Annotated in this window: 25 protein-coding genes; 15 read left to right on the top strand and 10 right to left on the bottom strand. The window is 55.9% G+C overall.

Annotated features, from left to right (window positions below):
- Nucleotides 1-195 precede the first annotated feature (195 nt).
- The 11 genes from ANT_RS15805 to heR all read left to right on the top strand — a co-directional run bounded on the left by ANT_RS15805 (nucleotide 196) and on the right by heR (nucleotide 12,162).
- Entirely contained in the window at nucleotides 196-870 is a 675-nt protein-coding gene (locus ANT_RS15805) for a DNA methyltransferase (RefSeq protein WP_013561534.1), read from the top strand.
- Entirely contained in the window at nucleotides 854-2,395 is a 1,542-nt protein-coding gene (locus tag ANT_RS15800; RefSeq protein ID WP_013561533.1) for an Eco57I restriction-modification methylase domain-containing protein, read from the top strand. Before ANT_RS15805 ends, ANT_RS15800 begins: the two co-directional genes overlap by 17 nt.
- Entirely contained in the window at nucleotides 2,388-4,934 is a 2,547-nt protein-coding gene (locus ANT_RS15795) for a DEAD/DEAH box helicase (protein ID WP_013561532.1), read from the top strand. Before ANT_RS15800 ends, ANT_RS15795 begins: the two co-directional genes overlap by 8 nt.
- Nucleotides 4,935-5,072: 138 nt before the next feature.
- The gene (tsaE, locus tag ANT_RS15790) at nucleotides 5,073-5,567 is read left to right on the top strand and encodes a tRNA (adenosine(37)-N6)-threonylcarbamoyltransferase complex ATPase subunit type 1 TsaE (RefSeq protein ID WP_041455804.1); all 495 of its coding nucleotides are present in this window, start codon (nucleotides 5,073-5,075) and stop codon (nucleotides 5,565-5,567) included.
- Nucleotides 5,564-6,238 (top strand): tRNA (adenosine(37)-N6)-threonylcarbamoyltransferase complex dimerization subunit type 1 TsaB, encoded by a 675-nt coding sequence (gene tsaB, locus ANT_RS15785; RefSeq protein ID WP_013561530.1) that lies wholly within the window; start codon nucleotides 5,564-5,566, stop codon nucleotides 6,236-6,238. Before tsaE ends, tsaB begins: the two co-directional genes overlap by 4 nt.
- Nucleotides 6,235-6,786 (top strand): ribosomal protein S18-alanine N-acetyltransferase, encoded by a 552-nt coding sequence (gene rimI / locus ANT_RS15780; protein ID WP_013561529.1) that lies wholly within the window; start codon nucleotides 6,235-6,237, stop codon nucleotides 6,784-6,786. The genes tsaB and rimI overlap by 4 nt, the downstream gene beginning before the upstream one ends.
- A complete protein-coding gene (locus ANT_RS15775) occupies nucleotides 6,765-7,418 on the top strand; it encodes a uracil-DNA glycosylase (RefSeq protein WP_013561528.1) in 654 nt (217 codons plus the stop codon). Before rimI ends, ANT_RS15775 begins: the two co-directional genes overlap by 22 nt.
- Nucleotides 7,419-7,437: 19 nt before the next feature.
- Nucleotides 7,438-8,754, top strand: a complete 1,317-nt coding sequence (locus ANT_RS15770; protein ID WP_013561527.1) for a nucleotide sugar dehydrogenase — start codon at nucleotides 7,438-7,440, stop codon at nucleotides 8,752-8,754.
- Nucleotides 8,754-9,731 carry an SDR family NAD(P)-dependent oxidoreductase gene (locus ANT_RS15765; RefSeq protein WP_013561526.1) on the top strand — a complete coding sequence of 326 codons (978 nt, stop codon included), beginning with the start codon at nucleotides 8,754-8,756 and terminating at the stop codon, nucleotides 9,729-9,731. Before ANT_RS15770 ends, ANT_RS15765 begins: the two co-directional genes overlap by 1 nt.
- A complete protein-coding gene (locus tag ANT_RS15760) occupies nucleotides 9,704-11,098 on the top strand; it encodes an oligosaccharide flippase family protein (protein ID WP_013561525.1) in 1,395 nt (464 codons plus the stop codon). Before ANT_RS15765 ends, ANT_RS15760 begins: the two co-directional genes overlap by 28 nt.
- Nucleotides 11,099-11,361: 263 nt before the next feature.
- Nucleotides 11,362-12,162 (top strand): heliorhodopsin HeR, encoded by an 801-nt coding sequence (gene heR, locus ANT_RS15755; protein WP_013561524.1) that lies wholly within the window; start codon nucleotides 11,362-11,364, stop codon nucleotides 12,160-12,162.
- A gap of 328 nt (nucleotides 12,163-12,490) precedes the next feature.
- Here heR and ANT_RS15750 read toward each other — a convergent pair whose 3' ends face one another.
- The 5 genes from ANT_RS15750 to def form a co-directional block, all read right to left on the bottom strand.
- Nucleotides 12,491-13,135 (bottom strand): hypothetical protein, encoded by a 645-nt coding sequence (locus ANT_RS15750; protein WP_013561523.1) that lies wholly within the window; start codon nucleotides 13,133-13,135, stop codon nucleotides 12,491-12,493.
- 41 nt (nucleotides 13,136-13,176) lie between these two features.
- Nucleotides 13,177-13,620: a hypothetical protein gene (locus ANT_RS15745; protein WP_013561522.1), complete on the bottom strand. Its 444-nt coding sequence runs from the start codon at nucleotides 13,618-13,620 to the stop codon at nucleotides 13,177-13,179.
- Nucleotides 13,621-13,730: 110 nt separating this feature from the next.
- A complete protein-coding gene (locus ANT_RS15740) occupies nucleotides 13,731-15,494 on the bottom strand; it encodes a GGDEF domain-containing protein (protein ID WP_155818205.1) in 1,764 nt (587 codons plus the stop codon).
- Between the two features lie 82 nt (nucleotides 15,495-15,576).
- Nucleotides 15,577-16,818: a DNA replication/repair protein RecF gene (gene recF / locus ANT_RS15735; protein ID WP_013561520.1), complete on the bottom strand. Its 1,242-nt coding sequence runs from the start codon at nucleotides 16,816-16,818 to the stop codon at nucleotides 15,577-15,579.
- Nucleotides 16,819-16,826: 8 nt separating this feature from the next.
- Nucleotides 16,827-17,342, bottom strand: coding sequence for a peptide deformylase (gene def / locus ANT_RS15730; RefSeq protein ID WP_013561519.1), 516 nt, complete (start codon nucleotides 17,340-17,342; stop codon nucleotides 16,827-16,829).
- Nucleotides 17,343-17,582: 240 nt separating this feature from the next.
- On the opposite strand from def, the gene ANT_RS15725 reads away from it, so the two are divergent.
- Complete coding sequence (locus tag ANT_RS15725) at nucleotides 17,583-18,584, top strand: aldo/keto reductase (protein WP_013561518.1); 1,002 nt, start codon at nucleotides 17,583-17,585, stop codon at nucleotides 18,582-18,584.
- 378 nt (nucleotides 18,585-18,962) lie between these two features.
- Entirely contained in the window at nucleotides 18,963-19,883 is a 921-nt protein-coding gene (locus ANT_RS15720) for a glycosyltransferase family 2 protein (protein WP_081460314.1), read from the top strand.
- Here ANT_RS15720 and ANT_RS15715 read toward each other — a convergent pair.
- A complete protein-coding gene (locus ANT_RS15715) occupies nucleotides 19,868-20,896 on the bottom strand; it encodes an IS66 family transposase (RefSeq protein ID WP_013558534.1) in 1,029 nt (342 codons plus the stop codon). The genes ANT_RS15720 and ANT_RS15715 overlap by 16 nt on opposite strands.
- Nucleotides 20,897-20,968: 72 nt before the next feature.
- Here ANT_RS15715 and ANT_RS17520 point away from each other — a divergent pair, with 72 nt between their 5' ends.
- On the top strand, nucleotides 20,969-21,133 hold the full coding sequence (locus ANT_RS17520) for a hypothetical protein (protein WP_155818202.1): 165 nt from the start codon (nucleotides 20,969-20,971) through the stop codon (nucleotides 21,131-21,133).
- On the opposite strand, the gene ANT_RS15710 is transcribed toward ANT_RS17520, so the two are convergent.
- A complete protein-coding gene (locus tag ANT_RS15710; protein ID WP_013561517.1) occupies nucleotides 21,123-21,662 on the bottom strand; it encodes a peptidase associated/transthyretin-like domain-containing protein in 540 nt (179 codons plus the stop codon). The two genes, ANT_RS17520 and ANT_RS15710, sit on opposite strands and share 11 nt — an antisense overlap.
- 176 nt (nucleotides 21,663-21,838) lie before the next feature.
- Between ANT_RS15710 and ANT_RS15705 the strand changes: the two genes are divergently transcribed.
- A complete protein-coding gene (locus tag ANT_RS15705; RefSeq protein WP_013561516.1) occupies nucleotides 21,839-23,269 on the top strand; it encodes a hypothetical protein in 1,431 nt (476 codons plus the stop codon).
- Between the two features lie 32 nt (nucleotides 23,270-23,301).
- Here the strand turns inward: ANT_RS15705 and ANT_RS15700 are convergent, their stop codons facing one another.
- The 3 genes from ANT_RS15700 to ANT_RS15690 are packed head-to-tail and all read right to left on the bottom strand — an operon-like array spanning nucleotide 23,302 to nucleotide 26,198.
- The gene (locus ANT_RS15700; protein ID WP_013561515.1) at nucleotides 23,302-24,231 is read right to left on the bottom strand and encodes a lysylphosphatidylglycerol synthase domain-containing protein; all 930 of its coding nucleotides are present in this window, start codon (nucleotides 24,229-24,231) and stop codon (nucleotides 23,302-23,304) included.
- Nucleotides 24,228-25,025, bottom strand: coding sequence for a class I SAM-dependent methyltransferase (locus tag ANT_RS16740; RefSeq protein WP_013561514.1), 798 nt, complete (start codon nucleotides 25,023-25,025; stop codon nucleotides 24,228-24,230). The genes ANT_RS15700 and ANT_RS16740 overlap by 4 nt, the downstream gene beginning before the upstream one ends.
- A complete protein-coding gene (locus tag ANT_RS15690; protein WP_041455103.1) occupies nucleotides 25,026-26,198 on the bottom strand; it encodes a glycosyltransferase in 1,173 nt (390 codons plus the stop codon).
- Nucleotides 26,199-26,244: the final 46 nt, after the last annotated feature.

Here is a 26,244-nt window from a genome sequence, read left to right as displayed (position 1 = left end):
TTGTTGGGGTGAGGGGGATTTTCAGCGGGAAAGAAGGCGAAAGTGAATATAATAATAAAGCAAATAGTTTTTTTTCCTGGTAAAGTTTTTGAAGGGCGGTTGAACGCTCTTTTCTGTAGATTGTATGGTAAATATTCATGGAATAGGAAACCGGATAAAAACCAGTAAACCCCTTGATCTGATAGACAAGGAACGATGAAAGAACTTATTAAATCCAAACAGCGCGTTGCCGATTATGGCGAGGTGTTGACTCCGCCGCACATTGTTGACGCGATGCTTGACCTTGTGAAGCAGGAGACTGAGCGGATTGACTCTCGTTTCCTTGAACCCGCCTGCGGTACGGGAAATTTTCTTGTGCAAGTGTTACGGCGAAAACTTCAGGTGGTTGAAAAACGCTACGCCAGAAGTCAACTGGACTATGAACGCTATGCTGTATTGGCGGTGTCTTCGCTGTATGGCATTGATATTTTGGAGGATAACGCCGCCGAATGCCGCCAGCGTCTTTATCAAACTTTTGATACATTTTACACTGCCCGCTTTGGCGCAAAAACTAAAGCCGCTTGCCGTGAGACGGTGCGCTATATCTTGAAACGCAACATCATCCACGGCGATGCGCTCTCGCTCAAAACGGTTGGCGAGCATCCCCAGCCGATTATTTTTTCCGAATGGTCCTTGGTTCATGGAAGCCTGATGAAACGGCGGGATTTTGCCTTTCATGAATTGCTCCAAGTTAAAGAGAAAACAGACTCGCTTCTTGAGGTAAACAAGACGCTTGTTTCGGACAGAGGGGAGAAAGTATTTATCCCCGAACCAGTGAAGGATTACCCACCTGTGCATTTTTTGGAGATAGCCCATGCCTACGATGACTAATTACAACCCGGATGTGCTTTCTTGCCTGGCAAACCTTTCCAGCGACGAGGTCTTTACCCCGCCGGCGCTGGCGAATCAAATGCTCGACTTACTGCCCCAGGAATTGTGGCAAGACCCCAATGCCCGCTTCCTGGACCCGTGCTGTAAATCGGGGGTGTTTTTGCGCGAAATTGCCAGACGGCTGGACAAGGGCTTGGAAAGCCGGATTCCCGACCGCCAGGAGCGCATCAACCACATCATGACGCGCCAGATTTTCGGCATTGCCATCACCGAACTGACTGGGCTGATGTCCCGCCGCTCACTCTACTGCTCCAAAACTGCGAACGGCAAATATTCGGTAGTAACTGCTTTTGATACGCCCGAGGGCAATATCCGCTACCGGCGCATTGAACACACCTGGCAGGATGGGCGCTGTGTTTACTGCGGCGCAAACCAGGAAAATTACAATCGTGGTCCGGAATTGGAAACGCATGCTTATGAGTTTATCCATACCAACCGCCCTGAGGAGATTTTCAATATGAAATTCGATGTCATTATCGGCAATCCACCCTACCAGTTGAGTGATGGGGGCTATGGCAGAAGCGCTTCACCCATTTATCACCACTTTGTCGCTCAGGCAAAAAAACTCAACCCGCGGTATCTGGTTATGGTTATTCCGGCAAGATGGTATTCAGGAGGCAAAGGGCTGGATGATTTTCGCAGTGAAATGCTAAACGATGACAGAATTCGTGAGATTCACGATTTTCCTGATGCTACTGAGGTGTTTCCCGGCGTACAAATCAAGGGAGGAATTTGTTACTTCAAATGGGATCGTGACAATCATGGAAATTGCAATGTGTTCAATTATTTGAAAGGGAATACTACTGTCTGTGAGCGTCCTTTGCTTGAACCTGATGCCGATACGTTTATTCGATATAACGAATCTATTCCTATTTTGGAAAAAGTGCGCAAATGGTCCGAGCCATCCTTCAAAGTGTTTGTTAGTGCACGGAAACCATTTGGATTTCCAACAAATTATACTGGAAAGACACAGCCATTTGAGGGTGCTGTAATGTTGTATCAAAACGGTGGCGTTGGGTATATCGAACGAAACGAAATATCCCAAAATATTGATTGGATTGATAGATACAAAGTATTCATTTCAAGAGCATATGGCGCTGGAGAAGAATTTCCCCACCAGATTATAAATAGACCTATATTAGGAATGCCAAATACTGCATGTACAGAAACTTATCTGTGCATTGGTCCTTTTGATGATATTCAAACAGCTAAAAATGTGATTAGTTATATTAAGACACGTTTTTTTAGATTTTTAGTTATGTTGAACAAGTCAACTCAAGATGCGACACAAAAAGTTTACCATTTTGTCCCTATACAAAACTTTAGTAAACCCTGGACAGATGCAGAATTGTATCAAAAATATCATCTGACTGAAGAAGAAATTGCCTTTATCGAAAAGATGGTACGCCCAATGTCTGTAAATAGCGAAAATGATGAGCAAACCGAGGAGCCCACCGATGAGTGACTTCTTCCCCTCACGCCCCAAAGTTGCGCCCAAAATTTATGCCTATGAGGACACGAACCCGCAGTATAAGGGTTTGCTCAAGATCGGCTATACCACCAAAAGCGTTCAGGAACGTGTAGCCGAACAGTACCCCACCCGGCGTCCCGGGCCGGTCCCTTACCGCATTGTGCTGGAAGAGTCCGCCATTCGCAACGACGGCACAACCTTTACCGACCATGATGTGCACCGCATGCTTCGCATCAACAGGGTTCGTCAGGAAGGCGGAGAATGGTTCCGCTGTACAGTGGAACAGGTCAAAACGGCAATCCATGCCGTGCGCACCGGACAACTGCTGGAAGAACAGCGCAGTGAAAACTTTGGCTTGCGCCCCGAACAGGAAGCGGCTATTCAGAAGACAATGGCTTACTTCCAAAATTATCGCCGCGAAAATGGCAAGCCGCCGCATTTCCTGTGGAACTGCAAAATGCGCTTTGGCAAGACCTTTGCCGCCTATCAACTGGCAAAGCGCATGGGCTGGAAGAAGATTCTCGTGATTACCTTCAAGCCTGCCGTGCAGAGCGCCTGGGAGGAAGATCTGCGAACGCATGTGGATTTCGAAGGCTGGCAATTCATCAAACCTGGCGGCGCCGTCACGTGGGAGACGGCGGACAAAAACAGCCCCATCGTCTGCTTCGGCTCCTTTCAGGATTACCTGGGGCGCAACCCCAGCACCGGCGGCATCAAGACCAAAAACGAATGGGTGCATGCCACCCATTGGGACTGTGTGATCTTCGACGAATACCACTACGGTGCCTGGCGCGAGAAAGCCAAAGACCTGTTTGAGGCAGAGGATGAACAGGAACGCAAAGCCGCGGAAGGGGAAGCCATAGACTATTTTGACGAAGAAATTTTGCCCATTACCGCCAATCACTACCTCTACCTCTCCGGCACTCCGTTCCGCGCCATTGCCACGGGCGAGTTTATCGAAGAGCAGATTTATAACTGGACCTATTCCGATGAACAGCGCGCCAAGGAAGAGTGGAAAGGTCCAAATAACCCCTATGCCGCCCTGCCGCGCATGGTATTGATGACCTATCAACTGCCCGAGGAAATTCGTCAAGTTGCCTTGCAGGGTGAGTTCAATGAGTTCGATTTGAATGAGTTCTTCTCTGCTGAGGGAGTGGGCGATAATGCTCATTTTAAATATGAGGATGAGGTTCAAAAATGGCTGGATTTGATTCGCGGCGCTTACCTTACCGCCAGCATTGATGAACTGAAACTGGGCCGCGACCGCCGTCCGCCCCTGCCTTATTCGGATGTGCGTTTGCTCTCTGTGCTTTCTCACACCCTGTGGTTTCTGCCCAGCGTGGCTTCCTGTTACGCGATGCGCAATCTGCTTGCAAAACGGCAAAATAAATTCTATCAAGATTACAAGGTGATTGTGGCGGCAGGCGCTTCAGCAGGTATCGGTGTGGCGGCTTTGCCCCCTGTGTTGGAGGCAATGGGTAACCCGCTGGAGACCAAGACCATTACCCTGACCTGTGGCAAATTGACCACTGGCGTTACCGTGCGCCCATGGTCTGGCATTTTCATGCTGCGCAACTCCTCAAGCCCTGAAACCTACTTCCAGGCGGCTTTCCGCGTGCAAAGCCCCTGGACGCTCAAGAATCCCGATGGGCTTTCGCCAAACGAAGAATTGATCCTCAAACCGGAATGCTACGTTTTTGACTTTGCTCCCGACCGCGCCCTGCGCCAAATTGCTGAATACAGTTGCCGTCTCAATGTTAATGAAGACGATCCGGAAAAGAAGGTTGAGGAATTCATCCACTTCCTGCCTGTTCTGGCTTACGACGGCAGTTCCATGCGGCAGATTGACGCCGCTGGCGTGCTGGAGATGGCTATGAGCGGCACCACTGCTACTCTGCTGGCTCGCCGCTGGGAGAGCGCGCTTCTGGTCAATGTGGATAACGACACCCTGAGGCGGTTGATGGCAAATGAGCAAGCCATGAAAGCCTTGATGAGTATTGAAGGTTTCCGCAACCTGAATCAGGATATTGAGACTATCATCAACAAATCCGAAGCCGTTAAGAAGGTCAAGCGCGAAGCCAATGACCGTGAACTCTCCCCCGCAAAAAAGAAGCAGATCAGCGAAGAAGAACGAGAGTACAAAAGCCTGCGCAAGCAAATTCAAGAAAAACTCATCAAGTTTGCCACAAGAATTCCAATCTTTCTGTACCTTACCGATTACCGCGAGCGTACCCTGCGTGATGTTATCACCCAGTTAGAGCCGGAATTATTCAAGCGGGTAACCGGCTTGACGGTGAAAGACTTTGAACTCTTGGTGAGCCTGGGTGTGTTCAACAGTGCCCTGATGAACGATGCGGTGTACAAATTCAAGCGCTACGAAGACCCCAGTCTGGTCTATATGGGCATCAACAAGCACGAGGGCGAAGATATTGGTCTCTTTGATACTGTTCTGAGCCGGAAGGATTACGAAGCAACGTTTGTGAATGAGCCGGGAGAGATTTACGAAGTCCGACAGGAGATGAAAAGAGACTAAGACCAGTATACAGAGTATTGCACCTGTCCTTCCCGCTCTGGCGGTGGTGAGTGCTTTAACGCCCCCTCGGCGTTGCCTGGGGGGCGGATGTGTTTGCCGAGCCGTGCCGAAGGGCGCGCCCCGTGCTATAATTTGACCATGCCGATTCTGGACGCGCGCACTTTCGAGTTCTTCAGCCGCAGTGCCGAGCAGACCCGCCGCCTGGGCGGTCGTCTGGGCATGCTCTTAAATGTAGGCGACCTGGTTTGCCTCTCCGGCGACCTGGGGAGCGGCAAGACCACCCTGGTGCAGGGCATGGCGCAGGGCTGGGGCTCGCTCGATCCCGTTTCCAGCCCCACCTTTATCCTCGTCAACGAGTACCGCCGCGCCGATGGCGCCTGTCTCTTTCATCTGGACGCTTACCGCCTGACCAACGTGGAAGAAGCCGAAGAACTGGACTTTGAGCGTATGCTGGAATGCGGCGTGCTGGTGGTCGAATGGCCCGAACACATTCAGCCCGCGCTTCCTGCGGAGTGTTTGTGGGTCTCCCTGCGCTATGTTGAAGAGGAACAGCGCCATCTGCTCTTTCAGAGCCGCGGCACACGTTACGATGCCCTGCTCAACGAATTTCGCCAGAAGGTGGTGAGGGTATGAGCCTTCTGCTGGCAGTGGATACCTCGACACAGTGGACCGGGCTGGCGCTCTACGACGGCGCGCGCGTGCTCGGCGAGATGACCTGGCTGACCCGCGGACATCACACCGTGGAGACCGCCCCCGCCATTCAGCGCCTGCTGGAGCAGTCGGGGGCGCGCATGGAGCAAATTGACTGCTTTGCCGCCGCGCTGGGACCCGGTTCGTTCACCAGCCTGCGCATCGGGCTGGCGCTGGTCAAGGGCATGGCGCTGACCCTGCGCAAGCCCATTGTCGGCATTCCCACGCTGGATTTCCTTGCCGAAGCCCTGCCCGTGCAGGAATTTCCCCTTGCCGCCGTCCTGCAAGCCGGGCGCGGCAGGCTAGCGCTGGTGTGGTACCGTGCGGTCAAGGGGCGCTGGAAAGCCCAGGGCGAGCCGCAAATCATCACCGCGGCGGCGCTGGCGGAGCAGATTCAGGAACCTACCTTAGTGGCGGGTGAACTGACCCCCGAAGAACGCGACCTGCTCAAGCGCAAGCGTGGCAACGTCCTGCTGGCATCTCCGGCGCTCTCCACCCGCCGCCCCTCGTTCCTGGCAGAACTGGCTTGGGAGCGCTTTCAGGCCGGCAAGGTGGACGACCCCATCAGTCTGGCGCCCATTTACCTTCATGTGGGGGAGGTCATTCCGTCGTGACTCCGGCGGAGATTCGCATTCGTCCGATGCAGGTGGAGGATATCCCCGAGGTGCACGCCCTGGACGTGCTCTCGTTCCGTTTGCCGTGGTCCGAGCGCAGTTACCGTTTCGAGGTCACCGAAAACACGGCCTCCTCGCCGTGGGTTGCCGAGGCGCTTTTCCCCGACGGCTCGCGACGCATTGTTGGCATGATGGTCAACTGGATCATCCTCGACGAAGTCCACATCGCCACCATCGCTGTGCATCCCGATTTCCGGCGCATGGGCATTGCCTGCCGTTTGCTGATGGAGGGCTTGCAAGAAGGCTATCGCCGCGGGGCGCGCATGGCGTTTCTGGAAGTGCGGCGGAGCAACACCGCCGCGCAACGCCTGTATGAGTCTTTTGGCTTTCGGGTGGAGGGGGTGCGCCCGAAGTATTATCAGGACAATCAGGAAGATGCCCTGTTGATGAGCCTCAAACCGCTGGATGAAGAGGTGCTCCGGCGGATGGCGGATAGGGCAGAACCCAACCCAAGTGGAGGTGAGAGGTGCAACCCGATCAAATCCTGAAAGAGATTGCCCAACAGGTCAGCGAATGCAAACGCTGTCAACTGCACTACTCGCGCAAGAAAGCCGTGCCGGGCGAAGGTCCCGCGCAGGCAGAAATCATGATGATTGGCGAAGGACCCGGCTTTTACGAAAACGAGCAGGGACGTCCCTTCGTGGGCGCGGCGGGCAAGTTTCTGGATGAACTGCTGGAAAAATGCGGCATTGCCCGCAAAGACGTGTTCATCACCAACGTGGTGAAGTGCCGCCCGCCGGGCAACCGCGACCCGCAACCCGAGGAACTGGAAGCCTGCAACGCCTACCTGGAGCGGCAGATTGAAGCCATCAGCCCCAAGGTGATTGTCACCCTGGGGCGCTTCTCCATGGCAAAATTCCTGCCGGGGGTCAAAATCAGCGAGGTGCATGGGCAGTCTTTCTGGCGCAACGGCCGGCTGATTGTGCCCATGTTCCACCCCGCCGCGGCACTGCATCAGCCCTCGCTCAAAGCCAGTGTGGAGCGCGACTTTGCCCGCCTGAGCGAGTACGTGCAGGCGGCCCGTCAGCGTATGCAGGCGGCGGAGAAGCCGATAGCAGTAGAAGAAAAAACCGGGGAGACCCCGGCGAAAGATCAACCCACTCAACTCTCATTATTCTAGAAGGGGGGATTGTATTGCCATGAGCACCAAAGAGCAACTGCTGGAAAAGTTCCAGAACCGCACCGCGAAAGTAGCCGTGCTGGGGCTGGGCTATGTGGGACTGCCGCTGGCAACCGTCTTTGCCGAAGCCGGCTTTCAGGTGATCGGCGTGGACCTTGTCCCTGAGAAGGTGGAGAAAATCCGCCGCGGCGAAAGTTACGTGCTGGACGTGCCGTCCGAGACGGTGGCGGCGCTGGTCAAAGCCGGTAAACTGGACGCCACCACCGACTTTTCGGTGTGCCGCGAAGCCGATGCGGTGAGCATCTGCGTGCCTACCCCCCTGCGCAAAACCGGCGACCCCGATCTCTCGTACATTATCTCCGCCACCGACGGGTTGGCGCCCTACGTGCATCCCGGCATGGTGGTGGTGCTGGAATCGTCCACCTACCCCGGCACCACGCGGGAGATGGTCCTGCCGCGCCTGACGGGCGCTTCCAACCTCAAAGCCGGCGAGGACATCTTCATTGCCTTTTCGCCCGAACGGGTGGACCCCGGGCGCAAGGACTGGACCACCAAGAACACCCCCAAGGTGGTGGGGGGTATCACCGAGAACTGCTCGGACGTTGCCGCGGCGTGGTATGCCCAAGCCCTGGATACGGTGGTGCGTGTCTCGTCCACCGAGGTTGCCGAACTGGCAAAACTGCTGGAAAACACCTTCCGCATGATTAACATCGGGCTGGTCAACGAACTGGCGATCATGTGCGACCGCCTGGGCGTGGACGTGTGGGAAGTGATTGACGCCGCCGCCACCAAGCCCTTTGGTTTTATGAAATTTACCCCCGGACCCGGTCTGGGCGGGCACTGCATCCCGATTGACCCGCTGTACCTCTCGTGGAAGATGAAAGCCCTCAACTACAACGCCCGCTTCATCGAACTGGCATCGGAAATCAACACCAACATGCCGCGCTTCGCCGTGGGCAAGGTGCAGGATGCCCTCAACGACCGCGGCAAGCCGGTGAAGGGCAGTAAAATCCTCGTCCTGGGGGTGGCTTACAAGCCCGATATTGACGACATGCGCGAAAGCCCGGCGCTGGATGTCATCCACCTGCTCCAGCAAAAGGGCGCCGAGGTGCGCTACCACGACCCATACATTCCCCACTTCCAGCATGACGGCTGGGAGATGCGCTCCGAACCCGACCTGATGAGCGCGGTGCGCTGGGCGGATGCGGTGGTCATCGTCACCAACCACAAGGTGTACGACTACCCCGCCATTCTGGATGCGGCGCAGTTGATTGTGGACACGCGCAACGCCCTCGGCGCGGCGGGCAAGAATCATCCCAGGGTGGTGAGGCTGTAATGGCGCGCTATCTGGTCACCGGCGCGGCGGGGTTCATTGCCGCCCGCGTGTGCGAAATGCTCTTGGAACGGGGCGATGAAGTGATTGGGGTGGACAATCTCTGCACCGCCTACGACGTGCGCCTCAAGCACTACCGCCTGAACCGCCTGCTCCCGCGCGAGAACTTCACCTTTCACGGCATGGATATCAGCGACCGGCGCGGGGTGGATGCGCTGGTGCAAGCCAGCGCGCCGCTGGACGGCATCATCAATCTGGCGGCTCGGGCAGGCGTGCGCGCCTCGGTGGAAGACCCCTGGGTGTTCGTGGAGACCAACATCACCGGCACGCTCAACCTGCTGGAAGCCGCCCGCCGCTACGGGGTGAACAAGTTCATTCTGGCGTCCACGTCCAGCATCTACGGCGAGAATGCTCCCCTGCCCACCCCCGAAGACGCTCCCAGCGACCGCCCTCTTCAGCCTTACTCCGCCAGCAAGAAGGGCGCCGAAGCCCTCTGCCACGCCTACCATTTCCTCTACGGGCTGGATGTGACCATCTTCCGTTATTTCACCGTGTACGGACCGGCAGGACGTCCCGACATGGTCATGTTCCGCTTTACCCAGTGGATTACCGAAGGGCGTCCGGTGCATCTCAACGGCGACGGCGAGCAGTCGCGCGGCTTTACCTACGTGGACGACATTGCCCGCGGCACCCTTCTGGGGCTGAAGCCGCTGGGATTTGAAATCATCAATCTGGGCGGGCATGAGGTCATCACCATCAATCAGATGATTGCCCGGCTGGAGCAGTACATCGGACGCAAGGCGCAGGTGGTGCGCCACCCGGCGCACCGCGCCGATATGCTCGCCAATCAAGCCGATGTGAGCAAAGCCCGCGCCCTGCTGGGCTGGGAGCCGCAGGTGGGGCTGGATGAGGGCATGCGCCGGCTGGTGGACTGGTACATGGCGGAGCGTTCGTGGGCGAAGGACATCCTCACCGACTGATTACCCGCCTGTGGGGGCGGGCGCGCGCCTTTGCCGAAGACCGCCTGCTGAGGCGGGTGGTGCGCAACTCGGCTTACCTGTTCATCAGCAACGTCATTGCCGCGGTGCTGGGCATCGTCACCGCCAACCTGCTGGGCGCCAGCGTGTTCGGCACGCTGGGCATCCTCACCGGTTTCGTCACCGACGTCAACCGCCTGTTTTCCTTCCGCATGAACGATGTGGTGGTGCGCTACATGGGCGAAGCCCTGGCTCAGCGCGATAAAGCCCGCGCCGCCGCCGTGGTCAAAGCCGCCGCGCTGATTGAAGGTGCGGCATCGCTGTTTGCCTTCCTTGCCCTGCTGGCGCTGGCGCCGGTTGGGGCGCGTTACTTCGCCAAAGATGCCAGCCTGACCCCGCTTTTCATCCTGTACGGCGGGTCTATCCTCGCCAACCTGGTCAACGAAACGTCCACCGGCGTCCTGCAGGTGACCGGGCATTTCCGCAGTCAGGCGCTCATCAACCTGGCGCAGAGCGTGCTGGTGGCGCTCATCATCGTGCATGCCGCGCTCACCGGCGGCGGTCTGCTGGAAGTGTTATGGGCGTACCTGCTGGGCAAGGTCATCCTCGGGCTGGGACCGGTGGGGCTGGCGCTTTACTGGGCGGGGCACGTGCTGGGCAGGGACTGGTGGCGGGCATCCTTTGCGCTGTTGCCGCCGTGGAAGGAACTGGTGCGCTTTGGCATCAGCACCAACTTCAGCGGCACCATTAACCTGATTGCCCGCGACAGCGAAGTGCCGCTGGTGGGTTTCTTCTTCGGTCCGCAGATTGCCGGGTACTACAAGATTGCCCTGCAGGTAGTCAACCTGCTGATTATGCCCATCAACCCCTTCATTGGCACGACTTACCCCGAAATCACCCGCGCGTGGGCGGCGCGGGAGTGGATGCGCCTGAAGAACCTGCTGCGGCGGGTGAGTTTCATCGCCGGGGGCTGGAGCGTGCTGGCAGGCGCGGGACTGGCGCTGTTTGGCGAAGCCCTGTTGTTCAGCCCGATTGCCCTCTTCGGGCGCACTTTTCAACTCTACAAAGCCGAGTATCTGCCCGCCCTGCCCGTGCTGATGATTCTTCTGGTGGGTTACGGGGTTGCCAATACCTTCTTCTGGAGTCGTCTGCTGTTGCTTTCGCAGGGCAAAGCCGATCAGGCTCTGCGCATCAGTTTCCTGGCGATGCTGGGCAAACTGGCGCTGGCGGTGCTTTTCCTGCCCGCGGCGGGTTATCTCATGGAAGCGGTGTTCCTTTCGGGCTATTTCATCGTTTCTACCGGCTGGATGGTGGCGCTGGGGCTGAGGGGCTTGCAAGCCGCGGCGCAGGACGGCGAAGCCGCTGGCTGAAACCCGCTTGGCGAGTTCGCCGGGGTACACCCTTCCCTTAGCGTCCTTTGCGCCTTTGCGGTGAAACCCTCCGCACGCTGAGCGCGCCAAAGCCTGCGCATCCCTCAACAGGGCTTGTCAACCGTGCCTGAGGGCATGCAAGCAGAATTTCCAAAACATTATACAAAGTTTTTACATCCCAATTCTCTGCCTGTACAATCAAGAACAGATAAAGCCTGGACTTTATGAACCCAATTCCGTACAGATCAAGGAGTTATTTTTTCATGGAAACTTCATCCGTTCAGCAGTCCGCACCTGCCAAGCCCGTCACCTTTGCGGGACTGCGCCGCTTCAACCTCATCATGGGCTTTCTGCACCTCATTCAGGGCATCTTCATGTGGGTGGTCAGCAACGACCGCACCTACCCCATTTTCACCAACTACCTGACCTTTGACCGCACCACCTTCAGCCTCAAGCCCAATCCGCAACTGCTCTATGAACTGCCTTTCGGCCCGGCAGTGGCGCTTTTCCTGCTGATTTCGGCGGTGGCGCACTTCTACCTCTCCACCATCGGCTACAACCGCTACGTGGAGAATCTCAAAAAGGGCAAGAACCCCATCCGCTTTTACGAGTATGCCCTCAGTTCCTCGCTGATGGTTGTGCTGATCGGCATGCTGGTGGGCATCTGGGACTTAGGCACGCTCATCGTCATCTTCGGCATCAACGCCATGATGAACCTGTTCGGCATCCTCATGGAAGAGCATAACCAGTACACCGCCAAAACCGACTGGATGGCGTTCATTTACGGCAGTCTGGCGGGGATTGTGCCGTGGATTGTCATCTTCCTGTACTTTGTGGGCGCGGTCAACTCCGGCGATGCCAAACCCCCCGCCTTCGTCTATGCCATCGTGCCGACGCTGTTCGTCATGTTCAACATCTTTGCCGTCAACATGGTTTTGCAGTATAAGAAAGTGGGCAAATGGCGCGATTATCTCTTTGGAGAGCGCGTGTACATCGTGCTGAGCCTGGTCGCCAAGACCGTGCTGGCGTGGCTCATCTGGTTTGGAACGCTCGCGCCGGTGTAAAGAGACGGCATTTGAATAGAATGCCTGCCGTTCCCCTTGGTGTCCGCGCCTGTCGAGGACATCCCGGGGGGACGGCTTTTTTTCATGGCTGAGCCAGTCGAAGCCAGCGTACCCCGAGCCATGCCGAAGAGGCGAAGCAACCCCCTGCACGGCTGGCAGAGGGATGAGGCTCTCCAGGAGATTGCTCGCAATGACACACAGCCGTGTCGCTGCGACTGCACGGTGCGCCCTGAGGTTTGGGGAGGGAAGGGCTTGGCGAGAGGTCGCCGCACTGCCTGCGCTCGCTTGGGACGACACGCCCCCTCTTTGCGACCTTTGCGCCGAACCCCTACGCAAGCGCCTCTGCCTGTCCGTTGTGTTCACGGTCGAACATCAACCAGAACGCCGGCAGACAAACCACGCTCGGCAGTAAACCGATGAGCAACAGTTCCAGCACACTGCTAAAGGACTCTCCCGAAAAGAGGGGCAGAATCACCCAGCCCAGCGTGCTGAACAGCACCCACCACCCCGCCCGCGCCGCCCAGCGCCGCAGGACAAGCCACTGAGCCAGGCTGATGCACACTCCCAGTGTAAAAAAGACAATCAAAAGGTAAAACGGGGAGTTTTCTGAAGATGTCCATCGGGTAAAAAACCACTCGGATACCACGCGCAGGACGATGAACCCGGCAATCCACCCCGCAGGGGTGACCAGCGCCCACAAGCCCGGACGGGGGTGCACCTCGCGGAGAATCAGCGCCTGGATGCCGCCCTGAAGCAGTCCTATCAGGGGGAAAAAGACCCACGAAAAAAAGTAATCCTCGGTAATGTGGCGGACGCCGTTCACATAAATGTAATCTCCAAAAATCCCGCGCGCGATCAACATCAATCCCCAACTCAGCATCCATCCCAGCAGAATACTGGCAAGTCCGCTGAATGCCCAGAGGATGGAAAACCCGAGGCTGAGTCGGGTAAAAACGCGCTTGTTGGTATTCATACCTCCCTCCATCAGGCTTCGGAGAGGTCGGTGATGCGCCTTTATTGCCGGTTGAGCATATCCAGCAAAATTCCCTCGAACTCATCACACTCGGAGATGAGCGCCACCACCACATCGCGGAAGTAGGGAATATCCATCAACTGGATTTCGGCGTTATGCATGCACGAGTAGATAAAGCGCCCGTTAATCTCTTCAATGCACCAGAAACCGATTTTCTTCTGCGAACTGCGCCGCATCAGCACGGTGGAAAGAAAATGAGGGATATCCTCTTCGCGGTCAAACTGCGCCATACTGGGGACAGAAAACTCCAGCGTCTTGTCGTAGCGCAAAATCCACAGCACCTGATTGCGCCCCGACTCCATGGTGAATTTGAGCATGGCGTGGCGGTCATCCACCTCGGCAACCTTCCAGCCAATCTGCTGACAGTAACGGGTGACGGTGCTTTTAAAATTCACCCCCGAAAAAAGGTCTTCAAAAGTGCTCATGGATACTCCATTGAGAAGAAAGGGGAAGAAAAGGAACAGCCGCAAAAGGGCTTGACTTCCTTAATTATACGCTTACTCAGGGAAAGAAATGTGTCTCAGTTGTATTGTTCTTACGCCGAAACGCGGTTGCGCCCCATGGCTTTGGCGCGGTAGAGGGCTTCATCGGCGGCGTTGAGCAATTGTTCCACCTGCGTCATTTCGAGAGTGCGTTCTGCCACCCCCACGCTGATGGTGATGCACATGCGCTCATCTCTGCCGGGAAAACGCAGGGTCTCCACTGCGGTACACAGGCGCTGAGCCATAGCCAGCGCACCCTCAAGGCTGGTTTCGGGGAGCAGGATGACAAATTCCTCGCCGCCAAAACGCCCTACCCAGTCTGCCTGGCGCACCTGGGCAAGACACGTCTGCACCACCGCTTTGAGTGCCTCATCTCCCGCCAGGTGACCGTAGCGGTCGTTGACCTGTTTGAAGTGATCCACGTCCAGCATAATCAAACTGAGCGGGCTGTGGTAGCGTTGGGCGCGCTGGATTTCGTGCTGACCCTGGTCGTAGAAACTGCGGCGGTTCAGCGCTCCTGTAAGCGAATCCAGCCGTGCCAGGCGCTGCACCTCGCTGAAGAGGGTAGCATTCTGGATGGCAATGGCGGCGGATTGAGCAAACATCTCGATGAGGCGCAGGTCGTCGGTGCTGAAACGGCGCTGGCTGGGATCGGCGCTGACCGTGACCACGCCCAGCAGTTCATGCTTGTGAAGCAAAGGCACGGCAATCCAGGTGCGAAAGGCGTTTCCGTGCGCAGATGAGGTTTCCCAGACCGAGACATCTTCCACCAGCAGAGTCTTTCGAGATTGGGCGGCTTTGCCGATGATGCCCTGTCCCAGAGGAACGCTGGGGTGGTCATCCTGCAGACGCGGGGGGTAGGCGGCAACCATCCGCAGAGAGCGGCTGTCGGGGTCGTAGAGGGCTACGTTGCTTTCCAGCGCGCCGAGCAAGAGCGCCACCCGTTCAACGATGGCTTCCAGCAGGCGCTGTAAGTCCAGTTCGGTGGTCATGTCCACCATGGTGGCGTTGATGGCTTCCAGTTCGCGGATGCGCTGCTGGCGGTCGTTTTCGGCGCGGTGGCGTTGGGTGACATCGCGCAGGACAAAGATCATCTGTTGAGGCGCGCCCTGTTCATCGCGCAGGATACTGCCGTGCACCTCAAAGAAAAACAGTGAACCATCGGCGCGCACCCCACGGTATTCCACTGCGGCGGGGCTGTTCCCTTCCAGGATCGTCCGAAAATCCTGGAGTGCTCGCTCGCGGTCTTCGGGGTAGATAAAAGCCAGCAGGGATTTACCCAGCGCGTAGCGCGGGTCGGGATAGCCGAACATTTTCACCGCCGCCGATGAGGCAAACAGAATCACGCCGTTCAAATCGGTGATGGCAATCGTGTCGGGCGAGCCGTTGAGCACCTGGCGATACCAGTCTTCAGGGTAGGGGGTGTTGTACGGCAATTCTCGCGCCGAAAGCGGCACAATGACCATGAATGCGCCGTTGATATTGCCGTTCATATCCTTCAGCGGAGTGGCGGTGAGTTCTACCACGAACGCCCCGCCGATGTCGGACTGATAGCGTTTGAGCAGGGAAAAGTGCAGAATTTCACCGCTGAATAACTGGCGGAACAGTGTCAGGGAATTTTCCACATCTCCCCAAACGGTGATTTCCCCTTCGGAGCGCTGGAGCAGGGCGGCGTTGGAGAGATGCATTAAGTCGGCAAAGTGGTCGTTGACAAAAAGAAAACGCAGGTCGGAATTGACGATGGCAATGCCTACGCGCGGGTTATGAAAGATGGCAGAGAGCGGATTGCTCTCCAGAAAAAAATCGGACAGGTTCATAAAAAAATAAAAAAAGCGCCCTTTCACCAGGCGCACCTTCTGAAAGTGATAGATAAATTCTAACACAAACTGATTGAAAATCTCAGAGAGAGGGAGAAAGTTGCTCCCCCTGTTGAGGGGATTCTGTCTGTACCACCCCCTGGGTCACGCGCCACACGGTGCAACGAGACAGAAACGGCGGGGCAAACAGTTTCAGGTCGGTGGTGGTGAGCACGGCTTGTTCGAAATCATCCAGCGCATCCAGCAGGTCGGCGCGGCGGCGGTCGTCCAGTTCGGCAAGAATCTCGTCCAGCAAGAGGATGGGGAACTCGCCCGTGCGCTCTTTCATCCAGCGGGCTTCTGCCATTTTGAGTGAGAGCAGGGTGGTGCGCAATTGCCCGCGTGAGCCGTAGTCGCCCAAATCCACGCCGTTGGAGAGGAAGCGCAGTTCATCGCGGTGCGGTCCGATGGTGGTCACGCCGCGGGCAATTTCCTCTGAGCGCAGGTCGCTCAGGCGTTGTAAAAAGCCCTCGCGCAGTTGTGTCAGACTGAAGCCGCCGCGGTCCATGGGGGTGAGGATGGGCAGAGCATACTGCCCTTCGGGGTGCGGCAGGGGGTCATAGGCGGGCAGATAGACAAACTGCAGGACTTCTGTCCCGCCGGTCAAACGGTTGTGGATGCGCGCGGCGAGGCGCTCCAGTTCGGCAATGGCGGCAATGCGTGCGTGCAGAATGAAAGCGCCTTTTTCCGCCAGTAAAGTATCCCAGTAGGCTAATTGGGCGGGGTCGGCACTGCGTTCCTGAAGCAGTTTGAGCAGGGCGTTGCGCTGTTCCAGCGCGCGGGTGTAGTCGGTGAGGGCTTGAGCATAGCCGGGCACGGCTTGCGCCAGCGCCAGGTTGAGGTAACGGCGGCGCTCTTCGGGCGAGCCGTCCAGGATGTGGGTCATATCGGGCAGGAACATCACTGCGGTGAGCGCGCCGGTGGCTTCCTGAGCGGTGCGCTTGACGCCGTCCAGCAGAATCTCTTTGCGAAAACGCGCCGGCGGGAAACCGCCGTTGGCTTCCAGAATCAGGCGCACTTCCAGGCGATGCGCCCGTCCTTCTCGCTCAAAATCGCCCACGATGCGCGCCACTGCCAGCGGTTCGCGCGCCGCGGCAAACGAGACGATCTGGCGGTCCAGCGAGGCGTGCAGTGAGGTGAAGGTTGCCAGGTAGTAGATGGCTTCCAGCAAACTGGTCTTGCCCTGGGCGTTCTCGCCGACCAGCAATAATGTCCGCCTGGGGAGTTCCATATCCAGGCGGGCAAACAGGCGAAAATGGGTCAGCGAGAGATGGGTGAGGTGCATGCAGACGCCTACACGTTGTCCTGGACTTCCTCTTCCTCTTTGGGAATCCACACGCTGGTCGCGCGGTCGGTGTAGAGGATGCCTTCCAGGTGGTCAATTTCGTGCTGGAAGATGCGCGCCGTCCAGCCGGAAAGTTTGTACTTGACGGGTTTGCCGTAGCGGTTCAGCCCTTTGACGACGATGCGCTCGTGGCGCTCGACTTCGCCCATCATGCGGGGGATGGAGAGACAGCCTTCCACGCCGGTGACCCTCTCGGGCGAGGCTTCGACAATCTCCGGGTTGACCACCGCGTACAGTTTTTTGGGGACGTTCTCGTCCTCTTCTTCGCCCTCGCCGTATTCCACCACAATCACGCGCTGGGAGACGCCCACCTGCGGCGCCGCCAGTCCCACGCCGGGGGCGGCGCGCATGGTTTCAATCATGTCGTCAATCAGTACCTGTAAATCTTTGTCGAAAGTCGTGACCTTTTTGGCTTTGCGCCGCAGTACCGGGTCGGGTACTGTGACAATCGTTCGTACAGCCATAGCATTTACCTACCTTAAAAGATGTCAGGGTAATTTTACCCCGAAAACGGGGGAATTTCCACTGCCCGTTTAATGGCTCAACATCTCTTTGGGGGACGCTGTGCGGTTGAAAATCACCGCAAAGGCGCGAAGGACGCGAAGGGGGAAAGCCGTGTCGAAATCCGTCGAGAGGGACGCAGTGAGGGCACTACACCTCGCCCATTCTGTGCCATAATGTATCCTGTAAACAGGAGGTGAACCATGGAGTACCGATTTTTAGGCAGAAGCGGGATGAAAGTCTCGGAACTGTGTCTGGGGGCGATGACCTTTGGGCGCGAAACTCCTGAAGAGGAAAGTTACCCCATCCTGGATCGTTTTGCCGAGGTGGGCGGCAACTTCATCGATACGGCAAATGTGTACAGCCGCGGCATTTCCGAAGAAATTGTGGGCAAATGGCTGAAGGGTAAGCGCCGCGAGGACTGGGTGATTGCCACCAAGGTGCGCTTCCCCATGGGGGAGGGCGTCAACGAGGTGGGGCTGAGCCGCAAGCACATCCTGGCGGCGGTGGAAGACAGCCTGCGCCGCCTGCAAACCGATTACATTGATCTGTATCAGGTGCATGCCTGGGACAGCGCCACCCCGCTGGAAGAGACGCTCTCCACGCTGAATCGGCTGGTGGAGCAGGGCAAGGTGCGCTACATCGGGGCGAGCAATTACTCCGGCTGGCAATTGCAGAAAGCCATTGACGTGAGCCTGATGAACGGCTGGGAAGCTTTCGTCTCCCTGCAACCGCTCTACAACCTGCTGGATCGCGAACTGGAGTGGGAACTGGTGCCGGTGTGTCAGAACGAAGGGCTGGCAATTCTGCCGTGGAGTCCGCTGCGCGGCGGTTGGCTGAGCGGTAAATATCACCGCGGGATGCAGGCGCCGCCGGAAGGCTCGCGGGTGGACGAAGCCTCGCGCCAGAACTGGAGCGAGCGCTGGGAAAAGTACAACACCGAGCACACCTGGAGCGTGCTGGATGCGCTGTACGCCATTGCCCAGCGGTTGGGCAAGCACCCCGCGCAGGTGGCTCTGCGCTGGCTGTTGCAGAAGCCGGGGGTCACTGCGCCAATTATCGGCGTGCGCTCGCTGGAGCACCTGGAGACCAACCTGGGGGCGACCGGCTGGCAATTGAGCGATGAGGAGATGGCGGAACTGGATCGGGTGAGCGAGAAAGAACCGCCCTACCCCTACTGGGTGAGCAACACCCCGCGGGAGTGAAAGCGCACAGGGGCATCCTGTCCAGAGGCACGGATAAGGGAAACCGTAAAGGCGCGAAGAAAATGGGCGCACCCCGAGGAATGCCAAGGGGTGCGCCGTCTTCGGCATGGTTCAGTTTTGGCAGGCTCAGCCGCCCTCCTGGCGCACGGTGAGCCGGTTCAGAAAATTCCGCAGAGAGATTCTGGTGGTAAAAAACTGGTTAGAGGGTTATCCCCCGCTCATCCCCGATTCATCCCCCGATTCTCCACAGTTTTCCACAGATTTCTGGGGGTTTTCCACAGATTTTTGGGGAGTTATCCACAGATTCAGGGATTCTATCCACAAGGTCAGGATGGGTGTCAGCCGGGAGAGGCTCTGTGGTATACTATCGGCGTTGCCATGAAACTGATCATTCAAATTCCCTGCTACAACGAAGCCGAGGTTCTGCCGCACACGCTGAGCCTTTTGCCGCGCCACATTGAGGGCTTTGACGTGGTCGAAATTCTGATCGTGGATGACGGCAGTCAGGACAATACTGCCGAGGTAGCCCGCGCCGCGGGTGCGGATCACGTGGTGCGCCTGCGCAAGCACAGCGGGCTGGCAAAAGCCTTTGCCGCCGGGCTGGATGCTTGCCTGCGTGCAGGCGCGGATGTCATCCTCAACACCGATGCCGATAACCAGTACAGCGCCGAGGACATTCCCACCCTTCTGCGCCCCATTCTCGAAGGCAAAGCCGACTTGGTCATTGGCGACCGCGGGGTTGCCACGCTGGAGCATTTTGCCCCGCTCAAACGGCGCTTGCAGGTATGGGGCAGTCGCGTGGTTTCGCAGGCGGCAGGGCTGTCTATCCCCGACGCCACCAGCGGTTTCCGCGCCCTGACGCGCGAAGCCGCCCTGCGCACGCTGGTGCTTTCGGACTACTCGTACACGCTGGAAACGCTCATCCAGGCGGGCAACAGCCCCCTGGCGGTGATGTCGGTGCCCATCCGCACCAATCCGCCCACGCGCCCATCGCGCCTCATCCGCAGTATCACCGATTACCTGCGCAATTCGGGCATTACCATCGTGCGCTCGTATTCCATGCACCGTCCCCTGCGGGTATTTACCCTGGTGGGGGGAGTGCTTCTGCTGGCGGCGGTGGGGCTGGGACTGCGCTTCGTCATCCTGCGCTATGTGCTGGGAGAACCCGTCGCCCAGGTGCAATCCCTTATCCTCGCCGAGACTGTAACAAAATTGGTGGGCGAATTTTCGAAAAAAGGAAGGAAGAGAGAAGACGGGGGGAGAGGAGGGAATTACGGGAGGGCTCATGCCCAGAACTGACAGGCAACTGTGCTTCCGCGGAGCAACCCGGCGGTGGTTTTATATCGCCTGGCTTGCTGGGCGCGGCTCTTGAGCCTGCCAATCATCTGTTCCGTGCGATTATTGGTCCAGGGAATACCCACATCAGCATAGAAAGCCACATAGCGTTGCCAATCACGCGATAAGCGCAGGATCAGGTCGCGGAGTTTTTCCAGGGGCGTGCGTTTTCCTTCCGGTGGTGTACTCCTGCCCGGCAGGGATTTCCACAGGCGGTGTAAGAGGCGGTCTCCATGCAATGGCAGGTCGCGCAGGATTTCCTCGACCTTTTCAAGCACCCCCTGCCAGGCTGGATCCAACTCAGCCTGTAACCCCTTCAAAGCATGCTTTACCCAGCGCCGCACATGAAACTGACAGACCTGATGCCCTATCTCCAGTTCATCGGTCAGTTGCTTGTAGATCGCCAGATCATCGCTCACGATGGCGCCGATGTCATGCATCTCTTTCAACCGTTTCAGCCAGGTGAACAGAGCCCGGCTGTCTTTCTCGTCTACCTCGGCAACCTCCAGCAGACTACCATCTCCCAGATCCACCGCCACCATCACTCCTTTGCCTCCCACCCAGGCTCCATCTACCCCCACCACCCGCACGCTTTTCCATTTCAATTCCCCCATCAACTTTTCCCCCTCTGCCTGTACATGCCGCCACCCGCTCATATGACTGAGCCTCAGCCCAAAGATCCTCAACACCCCGGCTACCCTGCGATAACTCAATCCCAGTGACCACAGGATCACACTCAATTTCTTCAACCGTTCACTGTGCCGTCCATTGCCTACCCCCTCCGGATAGTCCCGAAAGGTGCGCCTGCACCGTGTGCATCGATACCTCACCACCTCGACATGACGAACTTTGACATCCTCGATGCGCCTTTTCTCCACTCCCCATCGCTGGAATGTCTCCCCCTGACAATATGGACAGCGCTTCGGACGAGCAGGCTTTTTTCGTTTTACCTGTGGCAGTTGGAGTATAATCTTCATGGAAGGGCTCCTGGAGTTGTGATATCAATATCTTACAGGATCCCTTCCTTTTTTTCCCTTTCTCCACCAAGTTTGTTACAGCGTCTCCTCGCCGCCATCCTGGCGATCATCGGCTTCCAAACGCTGATGATCGGGCTGGTGGCAGACCTGATTGCCTTCAACCGCAAGATTCTAGAAGAAGTGCTCTACCGCGTCCGTGCGCAGGATTATGAGAGGGGGAAATCTCTCAGGGAATAATCACGGTTCCCAGAGAAAGTTGCTGATTGGGCTCCAGGCGGATAAGCATGGGAGTTGCATCATCCAGTGACTTCACCGCGAGTTCGTAATCGTATCCCAGAGAAACCACCAGGAAGTAGTTGCCCGGCTCCAGGTTGTTGAAGAAAAATTCCCCTTTTTCATTTGAAGTTGTGGGAATATCCCCTTTATCTGCCAGCGGTCCGGCGAGAATAGGAGGGGGTTGGTCGCGGTTTTCCCCCTGCGCAGGGGTAAGGTATAAGGAAAATTTTGTCAGCACGGCAGAATGAGACTTCTGGTACAGGACTCCACTCAGAGAGGCTTTTCCTTCATCGGGAACGGGTGCAGGAACATTTCCTGCAGGGATTTCAAAGGAAGAATTTTCAGGGGGGGCGTACCCTTCCATGCCCTGATATCCCATGGTTGGATAGCCCTCAGTGGAGGGAGAGGGAGAAGTCTTTTGCGCTGGAGAGCACGCCGAAACCAGCAGGAGAAAAGCCATGAAGAGCAGCAGGGAAACTCGGAATTTCATAATCATTCCTTTACGAGATTTTAGAGAGCCTTTCTTTCGGATTGATTTTACATGATTCTTTATCATCTGAGAAAGAAAGCAGACTGTTTTTTGGAATAATACCAACGGATTATTGAAATGACGGGGTTAATTCAGATATTCTTATCATAGCCTTTAGATCCGAAGGAGGATTGGTTATGTTGAAAAAGTCACTCGTTTCCTTGCTCTCGGCGGTATTGATCTTAACACTGGTGCTGGTTACCAGCGCCTCAGCCGCCGCCACCACCAAATCGCTTTCCACCAACTTCACTCTGGTGAATCTGGGAAGCAGTTCTGCGGATGTGGTTGTGGATTACGTGAAACCCGATGGTACTCCATGGACAGGGTCTTCCTATACCACAGCAAACATTCCGGCAGATGGTGGTCAGTGGATTGTTCGGCAGTATTTCGATACCCTGACCCCTGGACAGGGCTCGGTGGTGATCTCTGCCACTCAGCCTTTGGGTGCTCTGGTGCAGTTGATCAACCGCAGTGGCGTGCCCACCTCTGGCGCTTACAAGGGCTTCACCGCTGGAACAGCGAAAGCCTATGTGCCGCTGGTGGCTCGTCAGGGAACTTCGGCAACCGGTACTGCCAATTCCCAGATCATGATTCAGAACATAGGCTCTGCGGCTATTGATGTACAGGTTGCACTGACCCAGGTAGGTGATACTACCCCCGACTACACCAAGACCATCACTGGTATTGCTCCCAAAGCTACCTACACCTACGACATTTCGGATGAGACCAATCTCCCCACCAACTGGTATGGTTCAGCCGAGGTTTCTGTCACTACGGCTGGCGGACAGGTTGCGGTGGTGTCAAACCTGTTCTTTGGCGCTGACAGCCTGATGACCTTCAGTGGTTTCCCCCAGGAATCGGTTGACTCGGTCTGGTTTGTTCCATTGCTGTATTCCCGCCTGACCAACTCCCTGAATACCTCGCTGGCGATTCAGAATCTTGATACTACCGATATTGCTGTGGGTGACCTGGTGTTGAACTGCACCAAGGATCCCGCCTACACAGGTCCGAACACCCTGACCCTTTCCAACGCCACGGTCATTCCGGTGAAAGGTTCTTACACCTTCAATACCCTGGTGGATACGACCAATTTCCCCACCAACTGGCAGGGCTCATGCAAGGTTTCGGTGACCTCTGGCAAGAAGGTCGTTGCGCTGGTGATGTACCGCTGGGTGAGCACTAAGGATCAGGCGGCATATGAAGCCATCCCTGGTTCCTCGACGGGTACCACTGCTTACGTGCCGCTGGTTGCCAAACGGCTCAGCAACGGCTTTGCCACCACCATCACCATTCAGAATCTCTCCACCAACCCCGCGACGGTCACCCTGACCTACACGCCTTCGGGTGGCGGCACACCAATTGTCCGCACGGGCATCACTATCCCGGCAGAGTCCAGCATTGTGCGCAATTTCCGCCTTTCGGCGACCGAACTGCCTGAAATCACCGATGGGTGGCAAGGTTCTTTGAAGATCGTCTCCGATCAACCGGTTCATGCCTATATTGCCAATACTTACATTACCCCGCCAAACGGTGACCAGTTCATGGCTTACACCGCTCTGGTTCCATAAAATCAGGGCTGGCTGGTTCAAAAGGGCTGACCTCAGGTCAGCCCTTTTTGATTGATTCGCTTTTGGGGGGATGATTTCAAATGCAGGGAAAGAAAAATCCAGGTCAATTCTGCAAGAGAATACAAAAGACGGGAAAGCACGGCAATCCATGTTGAGAACCCCACAGGAACGTTGACCAGGTGCGTCAAGAAGAAAGACAGGGATAACTCTCGAATTCCCATGCCGCCGGGGATGAAAAGAACAAAAAAACCTGCCAGCCATGAAGTCGTGTAGCAGAAAGAAACCAGTGCACCTTTTTGTAATGAGAGACTCTCAAAAGGGAATACTCCCTGAATTCCGAATAATAAAGAAATGGTGCTGAGTCCTAAAATCACCCATTGAATTAGCCCTGAGTACACTGCTATAAGCCAGTTGGAAAGGCGTATTTTGAAGGGGATCCACCTGTTTCGCAAAATGGAAGGAAGAGAGAGAATTTTCCAGACCAAAATCGGCAGTAGAAGGACTAGAAGCAGAACCAGAGAGAATCGCCAGAATGAAAAACCTGATAAGACTCCAGAAAAAATAATTAGTGCCATGAAGGCTGTCAGGATTACTTGAAGGACTTCCAGCAAGGAAGATACATTTCCCTGCGAGACGGGGACGTGGTACTGTTCATTCAGCCATTCACTGCGATTTAAATATCCCCATACACTTCCTGGAATGTATCGAGGAATCAAGGAAAGCGTATAGCCCTTGGCAATTTGCAGGTATTCCAAAGGGATTTCCATGGCGTTTAATATTTGTTTCCAGATAAAAATCTGGAGGGCAATCAGCAAGAACATTGCCAGGAATCCCAAAATCATCCATCCCCAATCCATGCGAATGGACAGAGTAGAAATGGACAGAATGGATTGATAAATCTGGGAAAGGAAAATGGTTAGCCCAATTCCCAAGCCCAGAATTCGTACCCATTTCTTAATCATTCATCGAGGGTTTCAACCAAGGTGTACCGGCTGGGAACACTGGAATCGTTTTTTTTCACCAGTATCCAGTTAAAGTTGGGCGTTAACCATGCCACCAGATGTTTTATCCAGCGTGGCGCATGTGCAAAAATCTGATACAGTAATCGCTTAATACCCTGTCTTTCATGCACAAAGAAGCGCAGAACCGGAACGGTGACATCGTACACATCAAAACCACTTAAGACTTTGCGTAAATCTCCCAGTGTGCGGGAGTACTCATAAAATTCATTACCCTTTCCCAGTAACTTGACATAACGATTTGCCCATTTGGGCGGCAGCCATTGTAAAAAGGGGAGGTTATGGTGCAGTTCAATGGGGAATAATTTATTGGGCCCGCTGAAAAACACGATACCACTCGGCTTCAGTACCCGTTCAATTTCCTGAAACAACCGTTGATCGTCCGGAACATGCTCGTATACCTGAGCGCAAATGACCACATCCACACTTTCATCTTCGAAGGGTAGATTCATGGCATCGCCGCGCGTAAACCCCACCTCCTTCTTTTGTTCGGGCGTAATCAATCCCATCCCCACCGGGTCGTAATCCAGACCAATCATCTTATTGAACAGGGGGCGCAAGTAACTGGTGATCACCCCCGCAGAACAACCCACATCCAGGCAGGTTTTGGTTTGCAACCCCCCTTTGCAGAATTGGGTCAGGGTGTAATGAATTTTCCGTCCCTTTTCTAGCCTGCGGTCGTGACTCTGGAATGAAGTGTACAATGTAAAAAAGTTTTCCTGATAATTGCGCTTCATCTATCTTTCTCCTTTAGCATCCTGGTAATACCTCAAAATGGAAAAAGCGATTTTATCCCAATCGTAAATGTTTTCTACCCGATTTCGGCTGTTGTAACTTTTTTCTTCCCATTCCTCTTTCTGCAGAATGGAATTTCTTAAGGTGCTGGCTAATTCTTGGACATTTTCCGGTTCAAAAAGCCAGCCACATTCCGGGGTAACAATGTCGGGAATTCCTCCCACATTTGAGCCAACGCAAGGGGTGCCACACGCCATGGCTTCCAGCAACACCACCCCTTGTCCTTCCTCTACCGATGGCAATACAAACACTCTGGCAAGGCGCATCCAGCGAATCACGTCATCATGCGGTAAATTGCCGGTAAAAACGACCCGATTTTCAAGCCCTGTTTCGCGGGTGCGCTGTTCCAGTATTTCTCGCTGATCTCCCTCGCCTACAAATACCAGGCGATATCCGGGGATCTCCCCGCAAATTTGATGAAAGGCTTCTAAAAGATGAGTTACCCCTTTGCGCCAGAATAAAGACCCCACAAACAAAATCACAGGCTCATGGCTCGATTCTTCTTGCAGGATGTTGCGAATCGAGCCAAGATTCACCCCATTGGGCACAATTTTGATTTGATCTGCCTGGATGCCCAGTTCCTGTACCTCTCGAGCCAGGGCGTGGCTCAGTGCAAACACGAATCGGGCATGTTTTAACGCCCAGAGGGACAATTGACGCACCAGCGGAATTTTCAACCCCTGAAACACGTCGCTTCCCTGTACCGTCACCACGTAGGGTTTGCGGTGAAGCCGTTGGGTGAGCCAGGCGACCATGCCCGAAAGCGTCCAGTTGGCGTGCAGGATATCTGCCTGAGGAGCATAGCGCAGGACGTTGAGGGTATGCACCACCAAGAAGGGAAGCAGTGCCAGTTTTGCCCAGGGATTGGTGCGCCATGCCTGCGGTAGTCCGGCGCTGTCTTTCGCCAGAATCTCCCAGCGCTCCGGCAGGTAGCGCGGGCGGATGACCTCGATGCCGTCCATCCATTCGTGGGTCTTCGCGCCGGGGTTATGCATGGCAATCACCCGCACCTGACAGCCCTGTCGCTTGATGGCTTGGGCGGCTTCATAGACGAAGTTGCCCCGTCCATCGCCCATCCAGCGCGGGAATGCCGTGGTGATAATCAGGACCTTCATGTTCAGCCGTTCCATACTTTCATATAATACTGGGCTGATTTTAACA

The organism is Anaerolinea thermophila UNI-1, from assembly GCF_000199675.1.
Lineage (GTDB): Bacteria > Chloroflexota > Anaerolineae > Anaerolineales > Anaerolineaceae > Anaerolinea > Anaerolinea thermophila.
The sequence above is the reverse complement of the archived record's forward strand: the minus strand, read 5'-3'. Positions and strand labels throughout refer to the sequence as shown.

Bases quoted from the DNA above. Each gene is read 5' to 3' on its own strand.
- ANT_RS15805 (WP_013561534.1), top strand. From the start codon at position 196: ATGAAAGAACTTATTAAATCCAAACAGCGCGTTGCCGATTATGGCGAG.
- ANT_RS15800 (WP_013561533.1), top strand. From the start codon at position 854: ATGCCTACGATGACTAATTACAACCCGGATGTGCTTTCTTGCCTGGCA.
- ANT_RS15795 (WP_013561532.1), top strand. From the start codon at position 2,388: ATGAGTGACTTCTTCCCCTCACGCCCCAAAGTTGCGCCCAAAATTTAT.
- tsaE (WP_041455804.1), top strand. From the start codon at position 5,073: ATGCCGATTCTGGACGCGCGCACTTTCGAGTTCTTCAGCCGCAGTGCC.
- tsaB (WP_013561530.1), top strand. From the start codon at position 5,564: ATGAGCCTTCTGCTGGCAGTGGATACCTCGACACAGTGGACCGGGCTG.
- ANT_RS15770 (WP_013561527.1), top strand. From the start codon at position 7,438: ATGAGCACCAAAGAGCAACTGCTGGAAAAGTTCCAGAACCGCACCGCG.
- ANT_RS15765 (WP_013561526.1), top strand. From the start codon at position 8,754: ATGGCGCGCTATCTGGTCACCGGCGCGGCGGGGTTCATTGCCGCCCGC.
- heR (WP_013561524.1), top strand. From the start codon at position 11,362: ATGGAAACTTCATCCGTTCAGCAGTCCGCACCTGCCAAGCCCGTCACC.
- ANT_RS15750 (WP_013561523.1), bottom strand. From the start codon at position 13,135: ATGAATACCAACAAGCGCGTTTTTACCCGACTCAGCCTCGGGTTTTCC.
- ANT_RS15745 (WP_013561522.1), bottom strand. From the start codon at position 13,620: ATGAGCACTTTTGAAGACCTTTTTTCGGGGGTGAATTTTAAAAGCACC.
- ANT_RS15740 (WP_155818205.1), bottom strand. From the start codon at position 15,494: ATGAACCTGTCCGATTTTTTTCTGGAGAGCAATCCGCTCTCTGCCATC.
- recF (WP_013561520.1), bottom strand. From the start codon at position 16,818: ATGCACCTCACCCATCTCTCGCTGACCCATTTTCGCCTGTTTGCCCGC.
- def (WP_013561519.1), bottom strand. From the start codon at position 17,342: ATGGCTGTACGAACGATTGTCACAGTACCCGACCCGGTACTGCGGCGC.
- ANT_RS15725 (WP_013561518.1), top strand. From the start codon at position 17,583: ATGGAGTACCGATTTTTAGGCAGAAGCGGGATGAAAGTCTCGGAACTG.
- ANT_RS15720 (WP_081460314.1), top strand. From the start codon at position 18,963: ATGAAACTGATCATTCAAATTCCCTGCTACAACGAAGCCGAGGTTCTG.
- ANT_RS15715 (WP_013558534.1), bottom strand. From the start codon at position 20,896: ATGAAGATTATACTCCAACTGCCACAGGTAAAACGAAAAAAGCCTGCT.
- ANT_RS15710 (WP_013561517.1), bottom strand. From the start codon at position 21,662: ATGAAATTCCGAGTTTCCCTGCTGCTCTTCATGGCTTTTCTCCTGCTG.
- ANT_RS15705 (WP_013561516.1), top strand. From the start codon at position 21,839: ATGTTGAAAAAGTCACTCGTTTCCTTGCTCTCGGCGGTATTGATCTTA.
- ANT_RS15700 (WP_013561515.1), bottom strand. From the start codon at position 24,231: ATGATTAAGAAATGGGTACGAATTCTGGGCTTGGGAATTGGGCTAACC.
- ANT_RS16740 (WP_013561514.1), bottom strand. From the start codon at position 25,025: ATGAAGCGCAATTATCAGGAAAACTTTTTTACATTGTACACTTCATTC.
- ANT_RS15690 (WP_041455103.1), bottom strand. From the start codon at position 26,198: ATGAAGGTCCTGATTATCACCACGGCATTCCCGCGCTGGATGGGCGAT.